The organism is Pseudomonas simiae (genome assembly GCF_000934565.1).
Taxonomy (GTDB): domain Bacteria; phylum Pseudomonadota; class Gammaproteobacteria; order Pseudomonadales; family Pseudomonadaceae; genus Aquipseudomonas; species Aquipseudomonas simiae.
In genome coordinates this window covers 2,272,116-2,292,145 of sequence record NZ_CP010896.1, presented here as the reverse complement: position 1 = coordinate 2,292,145, position 20,030 = coordinate 2,272,116, and the positions used below count along the sequence as shown (strand labels likewise).

The following is a 20,030-nucleotide window of genomic DNA, read 5'->3' as shown; positions in this document are numbered from 1 at the left end:
ACGGGTGACTCCTTGTTGTTGTTTTAAGTCTTGGGTTTTATCCAGCAAAGCGATGACAAGGTTTTCCAGGGACATCAACTTCCATGGCCAACACCGCACCGTCCAAGGGGTGATCCAAGGGACTGGCGGCGCTGGTGATGTACAGGGTGGTGAGGTTCGGGCCACCCAATACGCAACTGGTGGGACGGCTGACGGGCAGTTCGACGATGCGGTCCACTTCGCCGTCGGGCGTGAGGCGCAGCAGGCAACTGCCGTCCCAGCGGGCGTTCCAGATGTAGCCGTCAACGTCCATGGCCGAGCCGTCCGGCCCGCCGCGCTCGTGTGGGCCGAACCAGGTCTGCGCTGGGTCGAGTTGGCCGTCGGGTTGGATAGCGTGCCGGTACAGCGTGCCGTCCAGGCTGTCGCCGAAATGCACGTGGCGGCCGTCATCACTCCACAGCAAGGTGTTGGGAATGCCCAGGCCGCTGAGTAACGGCGTGACCTGCGCATCTGCATCTATGCGAAACAGGCCACCGGAACGTCGGGTGATGGGCAGGTCTTCACCCTGCTCGCCAATGTTGTTCTGCATGGTGCCCAGCCACAGGCGGCCGCTGGCATCGCAGCGCGCTTCGTTGCCGCGGTTACCCGGTTGCGGGTCCGCTACGCACAGCAGCGTCAGGGCTTCAGTGGCCAGGTCGAGGCGATAGACGCCACTGCTCAGGGTCACCAAGGCATCGCCGCTTTCACACGGGATGAACGCCGAGACATGCTCGGGCAACTGCCACACTTGCAATTGCCCGCCCATCAGGCGCAGCGCCTGTTTGCCGGCGATATTGACCCAGTACAGCGCCTGGGTCGGCGCGTCCCAGAACGGGCCCTCGCCCAATTGCGCACGGTGCGGGGTAACGGCGATACACGACATGATGCCTCCTGAATTTTTATTGTTCTCAGGTGTGCGTTACAGCGGGTCGCGAGATGGCGTGCCATCCACCAGCCGCTGGATACGCAACGGGTTGGCGTTTTTCAACGCGTCGGGCAGCAGGCTATCAGGGTAATTCTGGAAGCACACGGGGCGCAGGAAACGGTCGATGGCCAAGGTGCCGACCGAAGTGCCACGGGCGTCCGACGTCGCCGGGTACGGCCCGCCGTGCACCATCGAATCGCAGACCTCCACACCGGTCGGGTAACCGTTGAGCAGGATGCGGCCGACCTTCTGCTCCAGCAGGGGAGTGAGTTCGGCGAACTGTTGCAGGTCGGCCGGCTCGCCAATGATCGTTGCTGTGAGCTGGCCGTGCAGGCCGTGCAACGCGGCGCTGAGTTGGACCTGGTCGGCGACTTCGACGAACACCGTGGTGGGGCCGAAGACTTCTTCCTGCAGCACTTCATCGCCGTCGATCAATAGGCGTACATCGGCCTTGAACAACTGCGGTTGCGCTTGGTTACCGGCCTGTCGGCTGCCCGCCAGGTGCTGGATACCCGGATGAGCCAGGAGTTTCTCCAGTCCTTTGCCGTAGCTGCTCAGGGTGCCGGCGTTGAGCATGGTCTGTGCCGGTTGGTCGCCGATCAATTGGGCGACTTGTTGGGTGAACGCGGTGAATTCAGGCGATGCGACACCGATCACCAGACCAGGGTTGGTGCAGAACTGGCCGCAGCCCTGGACGACCGATGCCGTCAGGTCACGCGCGACGCTTTCGGCCCGTGCTTTTAACGCCTGGGGCAGCACAATCACGGGGTTGATACTCGACATCTCGGCAAACACCGGGATCGGTTGCGGGCGCGCTGCCGCCATGTCGCACAATGCACGGCCGCCCTTGAGCGAGCCGGTAAAGCCGACCGCCTGGATGGCCGGATGCTTGACCAGTGCTTCACCGACACCGCCGCCGAAGATCATATTGAACACACCCGCCGGCATCTCGGTGGCTTCGGCCGCGCGGATGATCGCATCGGCGACGCGTTCTGCCGTCGCCATATGCCCGCTGTGGGCTTTGAACACCACCGGACAGCCTGCCGCCAGCGCGGCGGCGGTGTCGCCGCCCGCAGTAGAGAAGGCCAGGGGAAAGTTGCTGGCGCCAAACACGGCCACCGGCCCCAGGCCAATGCGATATTGACGCAAATCCGGGCGCGGCATGGGTTGGCGGTCAGGCAGCGCTTTGTCGATGCGCGCGCCGTAGAAATCACCCCGACGCAACACGGTGGCGAACAGACGCATCTGGCCGCTGGTACGCCCACGCTCGCCCTTGATACGCGCGGCCGGCAACGCGGTTTCGCGACAGACCAGCTCGACAAATTCATCACCCAGCGCGTCCAGCTCATCGGCCACTGCGTCCAGGAACTGCGCGCGGCGTGCCGCACTCAACGCGCGGTAGGCAGGATAAGCCTGCGCGGCAGCCTTGGCGGCGGCGTCGACTTCCTGGGGCGTAGCCTGGTAGAAATGCTGCGGCAAGGCTTCACCGCTGGTGGCGTCGACGCTTTGCAAGGTGACGCTGCCGTTGGCGCTACGCTGACCGCCGATGTAGTTGTGGCCGAGGAACGAGGTCATGTTTTTCTCCTTAAAGGGTAATGACGTTGCCGGGTTCGAAAGCCGCATCACTGCTGCCAACACGGTTGACCAGCGGCGCACCGAACTCGGCCTGGCTGATTTCGAACACATCGCCCGGCTGGGTACGGATACCGTCCGCGAACGACAACGTGGCGGTGCCGAAAAAGTGGATGTGTACGTCGCCAGGCTTGAGGAACTGGCGGTATTTGAAGTGGTGGTATTCGAGGTTCTCCAGGCTGTGGCACATATTGGCCTCGCCGCTGAGGAATTCGTTCCGCCAGATTTCCTCACCGTTACGCACGATACGGCTGGTGCCCGCCAGGTGCTGGGGCAACTCACCCACGCGCAACTCCGGGCCATAACTGCAACTGCGCAGCTTGGAATGGGCCAGATACAGGTAGTTCTTGCGCTCCATGACGTGGTCGGAGAATTCATTGCCCACCGCGAACCCGACACGATAGGGCTTGCTGTCCGGGCCGATGACGTAGAGGCCACCGATCTCCGGCTCTTCACCGGCATCCTCGGCAAACGGCGGTACCGGGAAAGCTGCGCCGGGGCGCACGACGATGCTGCCGTCGCCCTTGTAGAACCACTCGGGCTGCACGCCCGCCTGGCCGGCCGCGGGCTTGCCGCCCTCCACGCCCCACTTGAAGATGCGCATGGTGTCGGTCAGTGCGGTGTCGTCTCCGGCCTGGTGCATCTTGTCCCGCGCAGAGGCGCTGCCCAGGTGGGTCAGGCCGGTGCCGCTGATCAGCATATGCGCCGGGTCCGGGTGGTCCAGCGGCGGCAGGATTTTCAGGCCGGCCAGCAACGTGGCGTAGTCGTGACTGTCGCCCAGGCCGAGGTTATTGACCTGTTGTGCCAGGCCGACGCCGGCTTCGATGGCGGCCAGGGCCAATTCGCGCACGCTGCGTGCCGTCTGCACTTCACGCAGGCTATCGCCCTCTACCACGCCGACCCGGCGTTCGCCGTTGCTTAACTCGAACTGAACTAAACGCATGAAACTTCTCCCAGATTAAGTACGTGTAGCGCCACGGGCACTGGCGGCGAATTGGTCGGCAGGCAGCACGTGCTTGCGCTCCAGCAAGCGGTAGACCACGAAGGTCAAGACCAACCCGAACACCATCACCCCGGACAAAAAGTACAAGCCCGACGCCAGGTTGCCGGTGTATTCCTTGAGCGCACCGATCACGAACGGGCCGATATAGCCACCGAGGTTGCCCACCGAGTTGATCAGCGCAATGCCCGCCGCCGCACTGGCGCCGGCAAAAAAGCGCCCCGGCAAGGTCCAGAACACCGCCGTGCAGGAAAACATCGCGAACGCCGCCAGGCACAGCGCCGCCATTTGCAGCAGCGGCACGCTCAACCAGGCACTGAAGAACAGGCCGATGGCACCGAGCACATAAAGCACCGCAAGATGACCGTAGCGATCATTCAACCGATCGGAACTGCGCGGGATGATCAGCAAGCCGATGATGCCGAAGATATACGGCACGGCGGAGATGAAGCCGGTGGTGAGGTCGCTGCCGCCGAATTGCTTGATCAGCGTCGGCAACCACAGGCCCAGGCCATAGATGCTCAGGGTCACCGGCAGGTAGAACAGCGCCAGCAGCAACACCCGCTTGTCTTTCAGGGCATGCAGCGGGTTGCCGTGGCGGGTCTGGCCGTAGGCTTGCAGGTCTTTGGCGAGCTCTCCGGTGAGCCAGGCCTTTTCGTCCTCGCTCATCCAGGTGACCTGCTTGGGGCCGTCCGGCAAGTAGCGCAGCACCGGCCAGGTCAGCAGGATCGCCGGCGTGCCGATCACGATGAACAGCCACTGCCAGCCATGCAGACCAAGCATGCCGTCCATGCCCAGCAAACCACCGGACACCGGGCCGGTAATCATCATCGCAATAGGCTGGGACAGGATGAATAGCCCAAGGATCTTGCCGCGATGGCGCACCGGAAACCATTGGGTGATGTAGTAGAGAACACCCGGAAAGAACCCCGCCTCTGCCGCGCCGAGCAGAAAGCGCATCACGTAAAAGCTGTGCGGCCCCTGCACGAAGGCCATGCCGATGGTGATAGCGCCCCAGGTGATCATGATGCGTGCAAACCAGCGCCGTGCGCCAAAGCGGTCGAGCATCAGGTTGCTGGGGATCTCGAACAGGAAGTAGCCAATGAAGAACAACCCCGCGCCCAGGCCATAGGCGGCGTCGCCGATGCCGACGTCGGCGCCCATGTGCAGCTTGGCAAAGCCCACAGCGGAGCGGTCCACGTAGGCGATCAGGTACAGCAGGATCAGGAAGGGAATCAGTTTCAGCGTGATGCGCCGAATAAGCCGCAGTTCCTGGCTCATGGGGTCGATCTCCGATTGTTGTTTTTATAGAAGCTCGGGGGACGCCTCTCGCGGAAATCCGCCAGGGTCATACCTCTGTTGAAGCCGACTATATAGTATGACTATTTGCAAAACAACTCTTCCAAAGCAGCGTTTTTGCGCTTATGTTTAAGCACGCATAGAACATATAGTCATACAATAAGAGAATCGATCATGCCTGATAAAAAGCCCGGCCTACGCTCTGCCCAGTGGTTTGGTACCGCCGACAAGAACGGCTTCATGTACCGCAGCTGGATGAAGAATCAGGGCATTGCCGACCATCAGTTTCATGGCAAGCCAATCATCGGCATCTGCAATACCTGGTCAGAGCTGACCCCCTGCAACGCGCATTTCCGCCAGATTGCCGAGCACGTCAAACGCGGCGTGATCGAGGCCGGCGGCTTCCCGGTGGAGTTCCCGGTGTTCTCCAATGGCGAGTCGAACCTGCGCCCTACCGCGATGCTTACCCGCAACCTGGCAAGCATGGACGTAGAGGAAGCAATCCGTGGCAACCCGATTGACGGCGTGGTGCTATTGACCGGCTGCGACAAAACCACCCCCGCCCTGCTGATGGGCGCGGCCAGTTGCGACGTGCCAGCCATCGTCGTCACCGGCGGGCCGATGCTCAACGGCAAGCACAAGGGCCAGGACATTGGCTCGGGCACAGTGGTCTGGCAGCTCAGTGAACAGGTCAAGGCTGGCACGATTACGCTGGATGATTTCCTCGCGGCCGAGGGCGGCATGTCACGCTCGGCAGGCACCTGCAACACCATGGGCACCGCGTCGACCATGGCCTGCATGGCCGAGGCGTTGGGCACTTCCCTGCCCCACAACGCGGCGATTCCGGCGGTGGATGCACGGCGCTATGTGCTGGCGCATATGTCGGGCATGCGTGCGGTCGAAATGGTGCGCGAAGACTTGAAGCTGTCGAAGATCCTCACCAAAGAGGCGTTCGAAAACGCGATCCGCGTGAATGCGGCCATCGGCGGTTCGACCAACGCGGTGATCCACCTCAAAGCCATTGCCGGGCGCATCGGCGTCGAACTTGACCTGGATGACTGGACCCGCATCGGCCGTGGCATGCCGACCATTGTCGACCTGCAACCCTCGGGCCGCTTCCTGATGGAAGAGTTCTACTACGCCGGCGGCCTGCCCGCCGTGCTGCGCCGCCTCGGTGAAGCCAACCTGATCCCGCACCCGAATGCCCTGACCGTGAACGGCAAGTCCCTGGGCGAGAACACCCAGGACTCGCCGATCTACGGCCAGGACGAAGTGATCCGCACCCTCGACAACCCGATTCGCGCCGATGGCGGCATCTGCGTGTTGCGCGGCAACCTGGCGCCGCTCGGTGCGGTGCTCAAGCCGTCCGCCGCCAGCCCGGCACTGATGCAGCACCGAGGTCGTGCGGTGGTGTTCGAGAACTTCGACATGTACAAGGCGCGCATCAATGACCCGGAACTGGACGTGGATGCCAACTCGATCCTGGTCATGAAAAACTGTGGCCCCAAGGGTTACCCAGGCATGGCCGAAGTCGGCAACATGGGCCTGCCCGCCAAGCTGCTGGCCCAGGGCGTGACGGACATGGTGCGGATTTCCGATGCGCGCATGAGCGGCACCGCATATGGCACGGTGGTGTTGCACGTGGCGCCAGAGGCTGCGGCCGGCGGGCCGCTGGCCACGGTCAAGGAGGGTGACTGGATCGAACTGGACTGCGCCAACGGCCGCTTGCACCTGGACATCCCCGACGCAGAGCTGGCGGCACGCATGGCCGACCTGGCGCCGCCGCAGAAACTCATCGTCGGCGGCTATCGCCAGCTGTACATCGACCATGTGCTGCAGGCCGACCAGGGCTGTGACTTTGACTTCCTGGTGGGTTGCCGCGGGGCGGAAGTCCCAAGGCATTCCCACTAATTGGGATGCTATGATGCGGCGAATTCAAGCCAGAGCCTCCCTGTAGTCATGGATCACCAGCCGTCCAAGCCGCGCAAGAGCCAGCATGCCCAGATCGTTCAGGACTTGGGCATGCACATCGTTTCCGGTCGCTTCAAGCCTGAAGAACGGCTGCCCATGGAGGCCACGCTCTGCGAGGAGTACAAGGTCAGCCGCTCGGTGTTGCGTGAGGCTACGCGGGTGCTCAGCGCCAAGGGCCTGGTGTATTCCAAGCCACGGGTGGGCGCGGTGGTGCGGCCTCGGTTGAAATGGCACCTGCTCGACCCGGACGTATTGTCCTGGTTGATGCAGTCCACGCCCCACAGTGAGTTCTTCAACACGTTGGCCGGCGTGCGACGCATCCTCGAACCGGAAATCGCCGCCATGGCTGCGACCACCGCCACCGATGAAGACATTGCCACCATCGAACAAGCCTACCTGGGCATGGAAACCGCGCAGACCCACGAACAGCTGCTTCAGGCCGACCTGGACTTCCACCGCGCGATTGCCGACGCCACCCGCAACGACCTGCTGGCCTACATGTGCAATATGCTGTCGCTGCCGTTGCGCGAGTCGATCAACATCACCAACCGCCGCCCGGACATCCAGGGCCTGAGCCTGCCCCGGCACAAGGCGATTCTCACCGCAATCCAGAACCGCGACGCGCTGGGCGCGCGGCATGCGTCGCTGGTGCAGTTGGATGACACGCGGGTGGCGTTGGATACGGTGATGAATGTGCTGACGCCGCTCTGAAGCGGGAGCCGGCAACCGGGCTTTATCGGGTGTAACTCGATCCAAATGTGGGAGCGGGCTTGCTCGCGAATGCGGTGTATCAGCCAATACATTCAGTGACTGACACTTTGCATTCGCGGGCAAGCCCACTCCCACATTTTTACCTGTGTACGCCGTTAGAGGGTGTAGGCGATACCGACCTGCACCGTGCGCGGCTCGCCTGGGTAGGCGTAGAAGTTCCCGAACGCGCCTTCTTCAAAGTCGCGGTTGAACAGGTTCTTCACGTCCAGGTTCAGCCGGACTTTGTCGTTGACCTTGTAGTAGCTGAGCAGGTCGACCACGGTGTAGGCGTCCATCGAGAACGGCGTATTGGAGGTCTGGCCAACGCGCTCATCGACATATTTGGCGCCGGCGCCCAACCCAAGCCCTTTAAGGCTGCCATCCTGAAATTCGTACACGTTCAGCAAGCTGAAGCTATTGCGCGGGATGTTGGCCAACCGCGAGCCGACCCGAATGGTGTTGTCTTTGGTCACTTCGGCGTCCACATACGCATAGCCACCGATGACACGCCATTCCGGGGTGAGGTTGCCGGCAACGTTCAGGTCGAACCCACGGCTGCGCACCTGTCCAGCGGCGACTTTTGAGTTCGGGTCCAAAGGATCGGTGGTGAGCACATTTTTCTTGTCGATCTGATAGATCGCGGCATCAACGCTCAACTGGCGATCCAACCCTTCCCATTTGATGCCCATCTCATACGACTTGCCCTTTTCAGGTTCAAATCCAACTCCGCCACTGCTAGCACCGGTATTGGGCTTGAACGAGCGTGCTGCGTCGGCATAGATCGCCAGGGTGTCAGTCAGGTCGTAGATCGCACCCACGCGTGGAGTGACCGAGTTGTCGCTGGCCTTCCAGTTTTTACCACCCGCTACATAGGTCTCGTACTCGTGCTCGAAGCGTTCAAAGCGCGCACCCGCCAACACTTTCAGACGTTCGGTCAGCGCGACCTGATCCTGAATGAATGCCGAGTAGGTTTTAAGGTTTTCTTTATCGTGAGTCGGGGTGCTGGTCAGCGCCGGGCGCGGTTTGCCATAGACCGGGTTGAAAATATCGCTGGTGTAGGCGGCACTGGAGCGCTGGATGATCGACTTATAGTCGTAATCCTCAAACTCAACCCCCGTCAGCAAGGTGTGATCAAAAGCCCCCGTGGAGAAATGCCCGGTCAGGTTGAGCTGGGCATCTTTATCGGTCCATTCCAGCTTGCGGTAGTTGAAGTTTCGGTTGAGCGTGTGACCGTCCGCCGCCAGGCTATTGGCTTCAATCGCGTTGCCCTGCAAGGTACCGTCCAACCACTGAAACCCACCGCCCAGGGTCCAATTGTCGTTGAGCAGGTGCTCGAAACGCAGTTGGGCCATGTTGTTGTCGTTGTGCAATTTACCGACATCTTTATCCCCCCAGAAGGTATCGCGCGACGCGGTGCCTTTCTGATTGGTAAAGCGCGTCAGGCCACGATCCAGCGGGTGATTGTTGCGCATGAAGTCGCCTTCGAAGATCACCTTGGTGTCGTCGGTGGCTTGCCAAGTGATGACCGGCGTCACGCCGTAACGCTCGGTCTCGACATGGTCACGGAAGGTCTCGCCGCCCTCGCCCACCACATTCAGGCGATAGGCCAGGCGACCTTGCTCGTCCAGCGGCCCGGAGGCGTCGAGGGTGGCGCGCTGCATGCCCTGATCATCCAGCTGGCTGCCGAGGGTCACCGTAGGCTCGGCCAGCGGTTGCTTGGAGACCACGTTGAAGGTGCCACCCGGATCGCCACGACCATAGAGCATGGTCGCCGGGCCGCGCAGCACTTCCAGGCGTTCGATGGTGTTGGCGTCCGGCATGTTCGGGTAACCACGGTTGATCGGAAAACCGTTGCGGTAGAACTCGCCGGTGGTAAAGCCGCGCACGGTAAAGGTGGTGAGCCCCTGCCCGCCGAAGTTGTTGGCACGCCCGACACCGCCGGCGTAATCCAGCGCGTCCTGCAGGCGGGTAGCACCAATGTCCTCGACCACGTCTTTGGAGACCACACTGATGGACTGCGGGGTTTCATGAATCGACGTGTCGGTACGCGTCGCGCTCGCCGAGCGTGTGGCGTGGTAGCCCTGCACCGGCCCCTGCGCTGTTTCATAGTCGGCAGTGCCGGTGATGCTGGTGGCCTGCAACTCGATGCCGGCTTTTTCAGCCGACTCGACCTCTGCCCAACTCAACGGGGAAAACGCCTGAAGCACACACAGGGAAACCAGGGTACGACGCATGGGAATGACCTAGTAAATGAGCCAAATGGAGCGGCATATTTGCCAATTATTTTGCCGCGCATGTTATAGCAACTCATTACCGATTGACATGCGTTCTCATTCGTTACTTTTCGACAGATGAAAAAAAGCCACTCCTGAGAGTGGCTTTCGATGATGAACGCAGGCTATTTCGCCTCAGCGATAGCGTTCCAACCAATGTGCATACGGCGCAGGCAAGGTCCAGGACGACTTATCGACGCCCAGTTCTTTAGCCGCAAAGTATGCCCAATGCGGGTCTGCCAGGTGAGCACGGCCCACCGAGACCAGGTCCAGGTGACCCGCCTGCAATGCACCTTCAGCCAGCTGCGGGGTGCCAAAACCCCAGGCCGAGGTGACCGGAATACCGGCTTCGCGACGCACGCGCTCAGCGATCGGGCCCATGAACGCCGGACCCCACGGAATATTGGTGTCAGGGATGGTGAAACCGACGCTCACGCTCAGCAGGTCCAGGCCACCGGCCTTGAAACGACGGGCCAGTTCGATGGACTCGGTGAGGGTCTGCTCGTCGCGGCCGTCGTATTCGATCACGCCGAAACGTGCAGTGAGTGGCAGGTTTTCCGGCCAGACTTCACGAACGGCGGCCAGGGTTTCCAGGAGGAAACGGCTGCGGTTATCGAAGCTGCCGCCATAGGCGTCGGTGCGTTGGTTGGAGTGCTCGGAGAAGAAGCTCTGGCCCAGGTAACCGTGGGCAAAATGCAGTTCGATCCACTCAAAGCCGGCGTCACGCGCACGGCGGGCAGCGTCGACGAAGTCCTGGCGCACACGCGCAATGTCGTCCAGGGTCATGGCCCGCGGCACTTGCGGCAGGTTGGCACCAAAGGCGATGGCCGACGGGGCGATGGTTTCCCAGCTGCGGGCATCGGAGGCGGCGATATGGTCGTCACCTTCCCACGGGCGGTTGGCGCTGGCTTTACGGCCGGCGTGGCCGATCTGGATGCCCGGCACCGAGCCAGCAGCCTTGATGGCTTTGACCATTGGCACGAAGGCCTCGGCGTGGGCGTCGCTCCAAATACCAGCGCAGCCGGGGGTGATGCGGCCTTCCGGCGCGACAGCGGTGGCTTCGACCACCACCAGACCGGCACCGCCACGGGCCATGCTGGCCAGGTGCACGTGGTGCCAATCGTTGACGATGCCGTCTTCGGCCATGTACTGGCACATCGGCGGAATAGCGATGCGGTTACGCAGGGTGACGTCTTTGAGTGTGAACGGTTCGAACAAAGCGGACATGAAGAACTCCGGGAGCGAGTGAGTGATTCGATAGTTCGATGGTAATCGAACTATGGTATTCAACGATACCCCCCTGCTATGATTCATTTCATGCGAGCCTTTAAACACCCTCCCCTTGAAGACCTGACCCTCGAACGCCTGCTGTACGCGCTGAGTGACCCGGTTCGCCTCGAAATCGTGCGCTGCCTGGCCGGCGTGCCCGAGGCCACCTGTGGCGAACTGGATGGCGGGCGACCCAAGTCGAGCATGTCCCACCACTTTCGCGTGTTGCGTGACGCCGGGCTGGTGCACACCCGCAGCGCGGGCACCACGCATCTGAATTCGTTGCGTGCCGAGGTGCTTGAGGCGCGCTTTCCGGGTTTACTCGGGTGCATCCTCGCCCAGCACTGAGCCAGGATCAGCCTCCCCCTGCACAGCATCACGGCTCGGCGCACCGCCGAATTTGAGTGCGCCAATGCGCCCTTGCAGTTGGTCGACAAATCGCTGCGCCTCCAACCGTGCGTTGAACATCATGCTCAGGTCCCCCAGGCGCAGCAGGCAGTCCTTGGGTGAAACTTGGCATTGAGGTGGTCAGTGCCATCGATAAAAACAACGTACTCGCCCGAATGAGAAACCATCATGAATAGACGACCATGAAGTAATGGCGGGCAACGTCATTGGACAAGCGCATGTCGTGCTGGCAGCGCTTGAGGTGCTGCGCCAGCAAGAGATCGACATTCGCGGCACTTAAACGATTCAGGCATCAGGCGAACCTTTGCTGTGAACCCGCGTCCGAGCTTAAGCACTGTTGCTTACCGCTCGCGAGGTTCTCGTTTGAAAGCCGCCATCATCAAAAAGTACCGCCTGATCATTAAGACCATGGGCTACGTGGGCTGGGCGCTGTTCTGGCTGTTGTTGTGGGACGTCGCCGTCACTGTGGACTTCATGTTGTTCCTCACCTACAAGATCAATCTGCCGCTGATGCCCCTGACCCTGCTGGGTTCGGCGCTGGTGGTGCTGATCAGTTTTCGTAACAGCAGCGCCTACAACCGCTGGTGGGAAGCCCGTACCCTGTGGGGCGCGATGGTCAACAACTCGCGCAGTTTTGCACGCCAGGTACTGACCCTGCTGGACGATCCTGACGACGAAGTGAACCCGGTCAAGGCCACCCTGCTGCGTCGCCATGTGGCCTATGTGAATTGCCTGGCCGCGCACCTCAAGGGCCAACCGTGCCCTGAAGAAGTCCGCGCGTTTATCCCCGGCGATGAGTTTGCGCGTAACGGCGCCACCAACAACTTTGCCAACGATATCCTCACCGGTTCAGCGGCGTTGCTGGCACGGGAGTACAAGGTCGGTCACCTCGACAGCATTCGCCTGGCACGGCTGGAGTCGACCCTGGTGGATTTGTCCAACGCCCAGGGCGGCATGGAACGGATCGCCAACACACCGCTACCCTACCCTTACGTGTATTTCCCGCGCCTGTTTATCTCGCTGTTCTGCCTGATCGTACCGGTGGGCCTGGTGGAGTCCCTGGGTTGGTTCACCCCGCTGGCCTCGACGGTGGTGGGCTTCATGCTGCTGGCCATCGAGCGCATCGGCACCGACCTGCAAAGCCCGTTCAACTCCAGCGAACACCAGATCCAGATGGACACCATCTGCGAAACCATCGAGAAAAACCTGCAGTCGATGCAGCGTGATGCGCTGGGTGGCGAGCGCATCGGTTAAACCCTCCCTTCGGCCTCAAGTGCGTGCTCCCTCAGTCGATATACAGGGAGTACGCATGGGCCACACCCCCCTCATAACAACACATGCGACGCTCGACGCTACTGTTTTCTCCTTGCCAAAATTATAAATACCCGCGGGTGAAGTCATGAATATCAAGCAAAAGCTGACCTGGGCATTTGCCGCCATCGCGTGCGTGCCGGTTATCCTGGTGGCCGTGCTGGTCGTGTTGAATCTGCGCGAGGGGGCCCTAGCCAATTTCCTCGACAGCAGTGGCCGTGAGATCCGCCAGATCGACAACGGCATGAAGCAGTTCTTCGATGGCATCAGCCAGAACGTCGACTATGTGGCCAAGGACCCGCGCGTTGTCGCGGCCAAGGACCTCAAGAGCTACGCCGGCGCCGACGCCGCACAAATCCCGCTCACCCCCACGAATAAAGAGCTGCTGGAGATCTTCGACCAGTTCGCCAAGAGCCATCCCAGCACTGCCTACCTGTCCCTGGGTTTGAAAGACGGCGGCTACGCCAGTTGGCCCGACGACACCAAACTCAACAACTACGATCCGCGCGTGCGCCCCTGGTATCAGGCGGCCATCGCCGCGCCGGGTAAAACCGTGCGCACCGGTGCCTATTATTGGGCGCCGGATGATGTGACGCTGATCGGCACCGTACACACCGTCGCCGACGCCACCGGGAATATCCTCGGCGTGGTCGGCCTGGACGTGTCGCTCAAGCAGCTCACCGAACTGGTACGCAACATCAAGCTGGGCGACAGCGGCTACCTGATGCTGGTGGAAGGCAACGGCAACGTGCTGGTGGACCCCAGCGATGCCAAGCACAACTTCAAGCCCCTGGCCGACCTGGGCCCGAACTATGCCGAACTGGCTAAACGCGGCGACGGCGTGACCCAGATCGAGATTGATGGCGTGGCGTACATGGCCAATATGGTTAGCTCCAAAGACTTGGGCTGGCGCTTTATCGGCCTGATCAAGCGCGACGAAGTGATGGCCGGCGCCACGCGCCTGACTTGGTTGATTGCAGCCATTGCAGCGGTATTGGCATTGGTGTTCGCAATAGTCGGTGCCAGCTTTGCCAGCGTTATCGTGCGCCCGATCCGTGGCGTAGCCGACGGCCTGCAAGAGATCGCCGAAGGTGAAGGCGACCTGACGCGCCAGCTCAAGGTGCAAGGCAAGGACGAAACCGCCAGCCTGGCCGGCTGGTTCAACCAGTTCCTGAGCATGATCGCCCAGTTGGTGCAACGCATCGGCAACGCCTCGTCCGACCTGCAGAGCGCCGCCGCCGACACCCGCGAAGTGGCTCACAACATGAACCAGGCGGCCGGTCGCCAACGCGAAGCCGTAGAACTGGTAAGCACCGCGTTCAACGAAATGGTGGCCACCGCCAACGAAGTCGCGCGTTCCTGCAGCGCCGCCGCCACCAGTGCCGACGAAGGCTACCGCGACGTGCACGACGGCCAGCAGCACATCGGCGAAGCCACCGGCAGCGTGCTCAAACTCAGTGAAGACCTGCAACGCTCGACCCAGACCATGCAGCAGTTGGAGCAGGACAGCAAAAACATCAACACCATCCTCGACACCATCCGCTCGATTGCCGAGCAGACCAACCTGCTGGCGCTCAACGCGGCGATCGAGGCGGCGCGCGCCGGCGACCAAGGCCGAGGTTTTGCGGTGGTCGCCGACGAAGTCCGCGCCCTCGCCCGTCGCACCGCCGACTCCACCGGCGAAATCGACAGCCTGCTCGGCAACCTCGCCCGCCGCACCCAGGAGGTGACGCAGCAGATGCAAGGCAGCCTGCTGGTGTCTCACACCAGCGTGGAACGTATCCAGCAGGCACGCGACAGCTTCGACAAGATCCGCGGCTCGGTGGACTCGATCCGCGACCAGAACACCCAGATCGCCACGGCCGCCGAAGAGCAGCACCAAGTGGCCGAAGAGATCAACCGGCACATCGCGCAGATCCATGCCGACGCGCAACTGGTCGAAGGTTTTGCCCACTCGGCGCAGACCGGGTCAGGTCGGTTGACGGACATTTCGGGCCAGCTCAAAGGATTGGTAGGTCGCTTTAAGTTCTGATCGGGCGCGAAACCTGCTCCCATTCAGCGCATCACATTGGTGAGCGGGCTTGCTCCGCTCACCACACTTGCATTGCGCCCTGGGCGACATTTAGCCACACGTCATCATCGCAGTACCTGTAATAGTCTATTGCAGGACTATAATGTACTAACCAGTTACTTATCTTGCTAAAATCGCGTCTTTGCCCTCTCACATTCGAGTCCTTTCGACATGAAACGAGCATCGCGCGCCGCTGGCGTCTCTAGATTATTATTGCTGGGCTTGGGCGTTATCATCGCCCTGCTCGGCCTCGCGCTGGCCATTGGCGGCGTCAAACTGGTCAGCCTGGGAGGTTCCTGGTACTTCCTGATCGGCGGCGCAATCATGGCAATCGCCGGGCTTTTGATCGCCTGCCGCAAGCCTGCCGGCGCATGGGTGTTCGCAGCCTTTCTGATCGGCACGGCCATCTGGGCGGTGGCGGATGTGGGCCTGGTGTTCTGGCCGCTGTTCTCGCGACTCTTCATGTTTGCGGCCATCGGTATGGTGGTGGCGCTGGTCTACCCGCTGCTCGTCAATAAGCCTGCGCGCGGCGCCTATGCCGTGGCGGCCGTACTGGCGGCGGGCGTTGCAGTGGCGGCAGGCAATATGTTCGTCGCCCACCCAAGCGTGGCGCCGACCGGTGCCGGCCCAGGCATCACCCCGGTGGCTGCGGGCGACGCACAGAAAGACTGGGCGCACTACGGCAATACCGAAGGGGGCAGCCGCTTCGCCGCGCTGGACCAGATCAACCGCGACACGGTCAACAAGCTCAAGGTGGCGTGGACCTATCACACCGGCGACGTGGCCATCAGCGACGGCAACGGCGCCGAAGACCAACTGACGCCCCTGCAGATCGGCAACAAAGTGTTCATCTGCACGCCGCACAACAACCTGATCGCCCTTGACGCCGATACCGGCAAAGAGCTGTGGAAGAACGAAGTCAATGCCAAATCGGCGGTGTGGCAGCGTTGCCGTGGCATGGCCTACTTCGACGCCACCGCGCCGATTGCCCAGCCGACCCAGCCCAACAGTTCGCCGATCATGCCCGCCAGCGTTCCCGCCGGTGCGCAGTGCCAGCGTCGCCTGCTGACCAACACCATCGATGCACGCCTGATCGCCGTGGATGCCGACACCGGCAAGTTCTGCGAAGACTTCGGCACCCACGGCCAGGTGGATCTGAAAGCCGGCCTGGGTAACGTACCGGACAGCTACTATCAGCTGTCCTCCGCGCCACTGATCGCCGGCACCACCGTGGTGGTGGGCGGTCGCGTGGCCGACAACGTCCAGACCGACATGCCCGGCGGTGTGATCCGTGGCTTCGACGTGATCAGCGGCCAGATGCGCTGGGCCTTCGACCCAGGCAACCCGGAAGACAAGCAGGCGCCCGCCGACGGCAGCACCTACGTGCGCAGCACCCCAAACAGCTGGGCGCCGATGTCCTATGACCCGCTGATGAACACCGTGTTCTTGCCGATGGGCAGTTCGTCCACCGACATCTACGGCGTGGAACGCACCCAGCTCAACCACAAATACGGCGCTTCGGTACTGGCGCTGGACGCCTCCACCGGTGCGGAAAAATGGGTGTACCAGACCGTCCACAATGACCTGTGGGACTTCGACCTGCCGATGCAGCCGAGCCTGATCGACTTCACCCCGCCGGGCAGCGACAAAGCGGTGCCAGCGGTAGTGATCGGCACCAAGGCCGGGCAGATCTACGTGCTCGACCGGGCCACTGGCAAGCCGTTGACCGACGTGCAGGAAGTCCCGGTCAAGGCCGCCAACATCCCTAACGAACCCTACTCGCCCACCCAGCCAAAATCGGTCGGCATGCCGCAGATCGGCGCACAGACCCTGACCGAATCGGACATGTGGGGTGCCACGCCGTTTGACCAGCTGCTGTGCCGCATCGACTTCAAAGGCATGCGCTACGAAGGCCTGTACACCGCGCCAGGCACTGATAAATCCCTGAGCTTCCCGGGTTCGCTGGGCGGCATGAACTGGGGCAGCATTTCCACCGACCCGGTGCATGGGTTTATCTTCGTCAACGACATGCGCCTGGGCCTGTGGATCCAGATGGTGCCGTCGCAAAACAAGGCCCAGGCCTCGTCCGGTGGCGAAGCGCTGAACACCGGTATGGGCGCCGTGCCGCTCAAGGGCACGCCCTATGCGGTGAACAAGAACCGCTTCTTGTCGGTGGCCGGCATTCCGTGCCAGGCGCCACCGTTCGGCACCCTGACCGCGATCGACATGAAGACGCAAAAGGTCGCCTGGCAAGTACCGGTCGGTACCGTTGAAGACACCGGCCCCCTGGGCATCCGCATGCACCTGCCGATCAAGATCGGCCTGCCAACCCTCGGCGGCACCCTGTCGACCCAGGGCGGCTTGATCTTTATCGCCGGCACCCAGGACTTCTACCTGCGCGCCTTCAACAGCGGCAACGGTGATGAAGTCTGGAAAGCCCGCCTGCCCGTGGGCAGCCAGGGTGGCCCGATGACTTACGTGTCGCCGAAAACCGGCAAGCAATACATCGTGATCACTGCCGGTGGCGCACGCCAGTCCACCGACCGTGGCGACTACGTGATCGCCTACGCCCTGCCATAACCCCCTCTTCGCGCGGTGCCTCCCCCGGCACCGCGCCTTCTGTTTGGAAGAACCCGCATGACCCCCACTTCTCACATTCCCCTTGGGCGCCTGTTGCTGGGCCTTGCCCTGGGTGCCGCCCTGCCCGTGCAAGCCGATGACACCACCCTGACCGGCGACTGGGGTGGCCTGCGCCATGAGCTCGACGCGCAAGGCATCCGCTTTACCGGCGACTACAGTGGCGAAACCGCCTACAACGCCCACGGCGGCCAACACCGCTCGGCGCGCTACTCGCAGAACCTCAAGCTCGGCGTGCAGTTCGACCTGGGCAAGCTCTACGGTTTCAACAATGGCGACCGCATCCAGGTCACCCTCAACGACCGTCGTGGCAATAGCGCTTCCGAGGACCTGGTGGGCAACCGCCTGCCGATCCAGGAAAACTACGGCGGCCTGTACACTCGCCTGACCGAGCTGAGTTACGAGCGCACGCTCTTTACTCCGGCGCTGAACGTCAAGCTCGGCTACATGGCCATGGGCAACGACCTCGGCGGCCTGGACAGCGGGATTCTGTGCAACTTCATGAACGCCGGTTTCTGCGGGCATCCGCTGAACATGTCCGGCGGCAGCGGCTGGACCAACTACCCGAATGCGCACCTGGGTGCGCGGGTGAAATACGACTTTGCCCCCAACTGGCAACTGCGCGTCGCCGCGTTCAACGTCGACCCGCAAAGCAATGGCAACTCCAGCCGCGCCTGGCACCTGGGGCCCAAGCACACCACCGGCACCGTGGTGCCGATCGAGTTGGTGTACAAACACGCGGGCAGCCTGCCGGGCGAATACAAGCTGGGCTATTACTACGACAGTTCCGACGTGAAACGCATCGGCAGCAACAAGGAGGTCAGCGGTCGCGGTGGTCACTACCTGTTGATTGATCAGGCCGTATGGGCCTCGGAGTCCTCCGCCGGCCGCGTGCTGCACGCCTTCGGCCAATACTCCGCCGCCAGCGAAGCGGCCTCGCCGTTCAGCAAGTGGTATGGCGCGGGCGTGGTGTTGTACAAACCGTTCGAAGGCCGGCCGCGTGACACCCTGGCCCTGGGTTATGGTCGCGCCGTGCCCAACCCGCGCAGCCGCGAGGTGCAGGAACTGGCCGCGCTCAACGCCGGGAACGACTACCCCAACCTGAATAATGCCGAACAGCTGATCGAACTCAGCTACGGCTACCAGGCCACGCCTTGGCTGACCTTGCGCCCGGATGTGCAGTACATCATCGAGCCGGGGGCATTCTCGGGCGAAAACATCGACAACGCGCTGGTGCTGGGCTTGCAAGTCAAGGCCGTGTTCTAGGCCTCACTCTGCTGATACTCGCGTGGCGTACACCCAAACTCGCGGCGGAACACCGTGTGCAGATACTGCGCCGATTTGAAGCCGCAGGCCTGGGCAATATCGGCAATCGCCAGGGCCTGGTTCTGCAGGCCCTTGGCGGCAGCGGCGAGTTTGAAGCGCAGGATCTCGTCATGCACACTGCAGCCACGCACCTTGCGAAAATGTGTCTCCAGCGATGAACGCGATACCCCCACATATCCCGCCACCTGAGCGGTCTTGATCCCCTGGCAGGCGTACTGCCGGATAAACAACAGCGCCTGCATCACGTACGGATTACCCAAGGGTTGATGCAAGCTTGAAGCCTGCACATTAATCGCATCCGGCGGCACCAGGATCTGCTCACCTCTGCACGGCTTGCCGTGCAACATCTGGTGTAACAGCGCGGCGGCCGTGCGGCCCATGGTTTCGGTGCCCTGGATAACCGAACTCAACGGCACCCGCGTGAGCGTCCGAGTCAGCGGATCATTGTCGATACCGATCAGCGCCACTTCCTCCGGCACGGCAATGCCGGCCGTGAGACATGCTTGCAGCAACTGCCGGGCGCGGGCGTCAGTGACCGCGATAATGCCAATAGGCTTGGGGAGGCTGTGCAACCAGGCGATTTGCTGTTCGACGGCGCTGTCCCACAGCGGTGCGCTGGTGCCCAGCCCGCGATAGACCTCGACCTGCAATCCGTCCCGTTGCAGCAGGCGGCGAAAGGCTTTTTCGCGCTCCTGGGCCCAGCGATTGGCCTGGGCTTCGGGCAGGCTGAAACAGGCAAACCGCGTCAGGCCGGCCTCGATCAAATGTTCATAGGCCAGCTTGATCAAGGCGTAGTTGTCCGTGGCCACGTAGGGCATGCCTTTGGGATAGGCACGCACATCCTCGTAGGAACCCCCCACCGCCACCACGGGCAGCTTGCTCCCGGCCAGCGCCTCGCCAATCAGCGGGTCATCAAAGTCAGCAATGATGCCGTCGCCCTGCCAGCGCTCGATGCCTTTGAGGCGGCACAGGAAGTCCTCTTCGAGGAACAAGTCCCAGGACGCGCGGGTACTGCTCAGGTAATTGCCGATGCCGGCGATAATGCCACGGTCGTAGATTTTGCTGCCGTTGAACAGCAGGGCAATGCGGTGCACGGGCGGTAGGGTTTTCATTGTTTTTATCCTGAAGCCGGTCAAAACA

The 20,030-nt window shown here is 62.0% G+C and carries 15 protein-coding genes and 1 pseudogene; 8 read left to right on the top strand and 8 right to left on the bottom strand.

Going from position 1 to position 20,030, the window contains the following annotated elements; translation table 11 throughout:
* Nucleotides 1–37: 37 nt before the first annotated feature.
* From PF1751_RS10475 to PF1751_RS10460, 4 genes are read right to left on the bottom strand one after another with little or no spacing between them, the layout of a single operon-like run.
* Nucleotides 38–901, bottom strand: a complete 864-nt coding sequence (locus PF1751_RS10475; protein ID WP_010211216.1) for an SMP-30/gluconolactonase/LRE family protein — start codon at nucleotides 899–901, stop codon at nucleotides 38–40.
* A 36-nt stretch (nucleotides 902–937) separates the two neighbouring features.
* On the bottom strand, nucleotides 938–2,518 hold the full coding sequence (locus PF1751_RS10470) for an aldehyde dehydrogenase (NADP(+)) (RefSeq protein WP_042571520.1): 1,581 nt from the start codon (nucleotides 2,516–2,518) through the stop codon (nucleotides 938–940).
* Between the two features lie 10 nt (nucleotides 2,519–2,528).
* Nucleotides 2,529–3,518 carry an AraD1 family protein gene (gene araD1 / locus PF1751_RS10465; protein WP_021493342.1) on the bottom strand — a complete coding sequence of 330 codons (990 nt, stop codon included), beginning with the start codon at nucleotides 3,516–3,518 and terminating at the stop codon, nucleotides 2,529–2,531.
* 15 nt (nucleotides 3,519–3,533) lie between these two features.
* On the bottom strand, nucleotides 3,534–4,856 hold the full coding sequence (locus tag PF1751_RS10460; RefSeq protein ID WP_021493343.1) for an MFS transporter: 1,323 nt from the start codon (nucleotides 4,854–4,856) through the stop codon (nucleotides 3,534–3,536).
* A gap of 192 nt (nucleotides 4,857–5,048) precedes the next feature.
* On the opposite strand from PF1751_RS10460, the gene PF1751_RS10455 reads away from it, so the two are divergent.
* Together PF1751_RS10455 and PF1751_RS10450 are read left to right on the top strand one after the other, a co-directional pair.
* Nucleotides 5,049–6,785, top strand: coding sequence for an IlvD/Edd family dehydratase (locus tag PF1751_RS10455; protein WP_010211220.1), 1,737 nt, complete (start codon nucleotides 5,049–5,051; stop codon nucleotides 6,783–6,785).
* Nucleotides 6,786–6,833: 48 nt separating this feature from the next.
* A complete protein-coding gene (locus PF1751_RS10450) occupies nucleotides 6,834–7,556 on the top strand; it encodes a FadR/GntR family transcriptional regulator (protein ID WP_010211221.1) in 723 nt (240 codons plus the stop codon).
* Between the two features lie 155 nt (nucleotides 7,557–7,711).
* Here the strand turns inward: PF1751_RS10450 and PF1751_RS10445 are convergent, their stop codons facing one another.
* On the bottom strand, nucleotides 7,712–9,829 hold the full coding sequence (locus tag PF1751_RS10445) for a TonB-dependent siderophore receptor (RefSeq protein ID WP_042571518.1): 2,118 nt from the start codon (nucleotides 9,827–9,829) through the stop codon (nucleotides 7,712–7,714).
* 174 nt (nucleotides 9,830–10,003) lie between these two features.
* The gene (locus PF1751_RS10440) at nucleotides 10,004–11,095 is read right to left on the bottom strand and encodes an NADH:flavin oxidoreductase/NADH oxidase (protein ID WP_010211224.1); all 1,092 of its coding nucleotides are present in this window, start codon (nucleotides 11,093–11,095) and stop codon (nucleotides 10,004–10,006) included.
* Between the two features lie 90 nt (nucleotides 11,096–11,185).
* Between PF1751_RS10440 and PF1751_RS10435 the strand changes: the two genes are divergently transcribed.
* Nucleotides 11,186–11,485, top strand: coding sequence for an ArsR/SmtB family transcription factor (locus PF1751_RS10435; RefSeq protein WP_032882858.1), 300 nt, complete (start codon nucleotides 11,186–11,188; stop codon nucleotides 11,483–11,485).
* On the opposite strand, the gene PF1751_RS29110 is transcribed toward PF1751_RS10435, so the two are convergent.
* A complete protein-coding gene (locus PF1751_RS29110) occupies nucleotides 11,456–11,608 on the bottom strand; it encodes a hypothetical protein (protein ID WP_021493346.1) in 153 nt (50 codons plus the stop codon). The two genes, PF1751_RS10435 and PF1751_RS29110, sit on opposite strands and share 30 nt — an antisense overlap.
* 300 nt (nucleotides 11,609–11,908) lie before the next feature.
* Between PF1751_RS29110 and PF1751_RS10430 the strand changes: the two genes are divergently transcribed.
* From PF1751_RS10430 to PF1751_RS10415, 5 genes and pseudogenes are all read left to right on the top strand, one after another.
* Entirely contained in the window at nucleotides 11,909–12,799 is an 891-nt protein-coding gene (locus PF1751_RS10430) for a bestrophin family protein (RefSeq protein ID WP_010211227.1), read from the top strand.
* A gap of 145 nt (nucleotides 12,800–12,944) precedes the next feature.
* Nucleotides 12,945–14,024, top strand: a pseudogene (locus PF1751_RS29845) (cache domain-containing protein); the annotation flags it as partial.
* 9 nt (nucleotides 14,025–14,033) lie between these two features.
* Nucleotides 14,034–14,888 carry a methyl-accepting chemotaxis protein gene (locus PF1751_RS29840; RefSeq protein ID WP_373422406.1) on the top strand — a complete coding sequence of 285 codons (855 nt, stop codon included), beginning with the start codon at nucleotides 14,034–14,036 and terminating at the stop codon, nucleotides 14,886–14,888.
* Between the two features lie 210 nt (nucleotides 14,889–15,098).
* On the top strand, nucleotides 15,099–17,507 hold the full coding sequence (locus tag PF1751_RS10420; RefSeq protein ID WP_010211229.1) for a glucose/quinate/shikimate family membrane-bound PQQ-dependent dehydrogenase: 2,409 nt from the start codon (nucleotides 15,099–15,101) through the stop codon (nucleotides 17,505–17,507).
* Between the two features lie 57 nt (nucleotides 17,508–17,564).
* Entirely contained in the window at nucleotides 17,565–18,830 is a 1,266-nt protein-coding gene (locus PF1751_RS10415; protein WP_042571514.1) for a carbohydrate porin, read from the top strand.
* Here PF1751_RS10415 and PF1751_RS10410 read toward each other — a convergent pair.
* Nucleotides 18,827–20,002 (bottom strand): XylR family transcriptional regulator, encoded by a 1,176-nt coding sequence (locus tag PF1751_RS10410; protein ID WP_044286980.1) that lies wholly within the window; start codon nucleotides 20,000–20,002, stop codon nucleotides 18,827–18,829. The genes PF1751_RS10415 and PF1751_RS10410 overlap by 4 nt on opposite strands.
* Nucleotides 20,003–20,030 lie beyond the last annotated feature (28 nt).

Coding starts and splice junctions, on each gene's coding strand:
- araD1 (WP_021493342.1), bottom strand. CDS start 3,518: ATGCGTTTAGTTCAGTTCGAGTTAAGCAACGGCGAACGCCGGGTCGGC.
- PF1751_RS10445 (WP_042571518.1), bottom strand. CDS start 9,829: ATGCGTCGTACCCTGGTTTCCCTGTGTGTGCTTCAGGCGTTTTCCCCG.
- PF1751_RS10440 (WP_010211224.1), bottom strand. CDS start 11,095: ATGTCCGCTTTGTTCGAACCGTTCACACTCAAAGACGTCACCCTGCGT.
- PF1751_RS29110 (WP_021493346.1), bottom strand. CDS start 11,608: ATGATGTTCAACGCACGGTTGGAGGCGCAGCGATTTGTCGACCAACTG.
- PF1751_RS29840 (WP_373422406.1), top strand. CDS start 14,034: ATGATCGCCCAGTTGGTGCAACGCATCGGCAACGCCTCGTCCGACCTG.
- PF1751_RS10460 (WP_021493343.1), bottom strand. CDS start 4,856: ATGAGCCAGGAACTGCGGCTTATTCGGCGCATCACGCTGAAACTGATT.
- PF1751_RS10420 (WP_010211229.1), top strand. CDS start 15,099: ATGAAACGAGCATCGCGCGCCGCTGGCGTCTCTAGATTATTATTGCTG.
- PF1751_RS10455 (WP_010211220.1), top strand. CDS start 5,049: ATGCCTGATAAAAAGCCCGGCCTACGCTCTGCCCAGTGGTTTGGTACC.
- PF1751_RS10435 (WP_032882858.1), top strand. CDS start 11,186: ATGCGAGCCTTTAAACACCCTCCCCTTGAAGACCTGACCCTCGAACGC.
- PF1751_RS10470 (WP_042571520.1), bottom strand. CDS start 2,518: ATGACCTCGTTCCTCGGCCACAACTACATCGGCGGTCAGCGTAGCGCC.
- PF1751_RS10475 (WP_010211216.1), bottom strand. CDS start 901: ATGTCGTGTATCGCCGTTACCCCGCACCGTGCGCAATTGGGCGAGGGC.
- PF1751_RS10415 (WP_042571514.1), top strand. CDS start 17,565: ATGACCCCCACTTCTCACATTCCCCTTGGGCGCCTGTTGCTGGGCCTT.
- PF1751_RS10450 (WP_010211221.1), top strand. CDS start 6,834: ATGGATCACCAGCCGTCCAAGCCGCGCAAGAGCCAGCATGCCCAGATC.
- PF1751_RS10410 (WP_044286980.1), bottom strand. CDS start 20,002: ATGAAAACCCTACCGCCCGTGCACCGCATTGCCCTGCTGTTCAACGGC.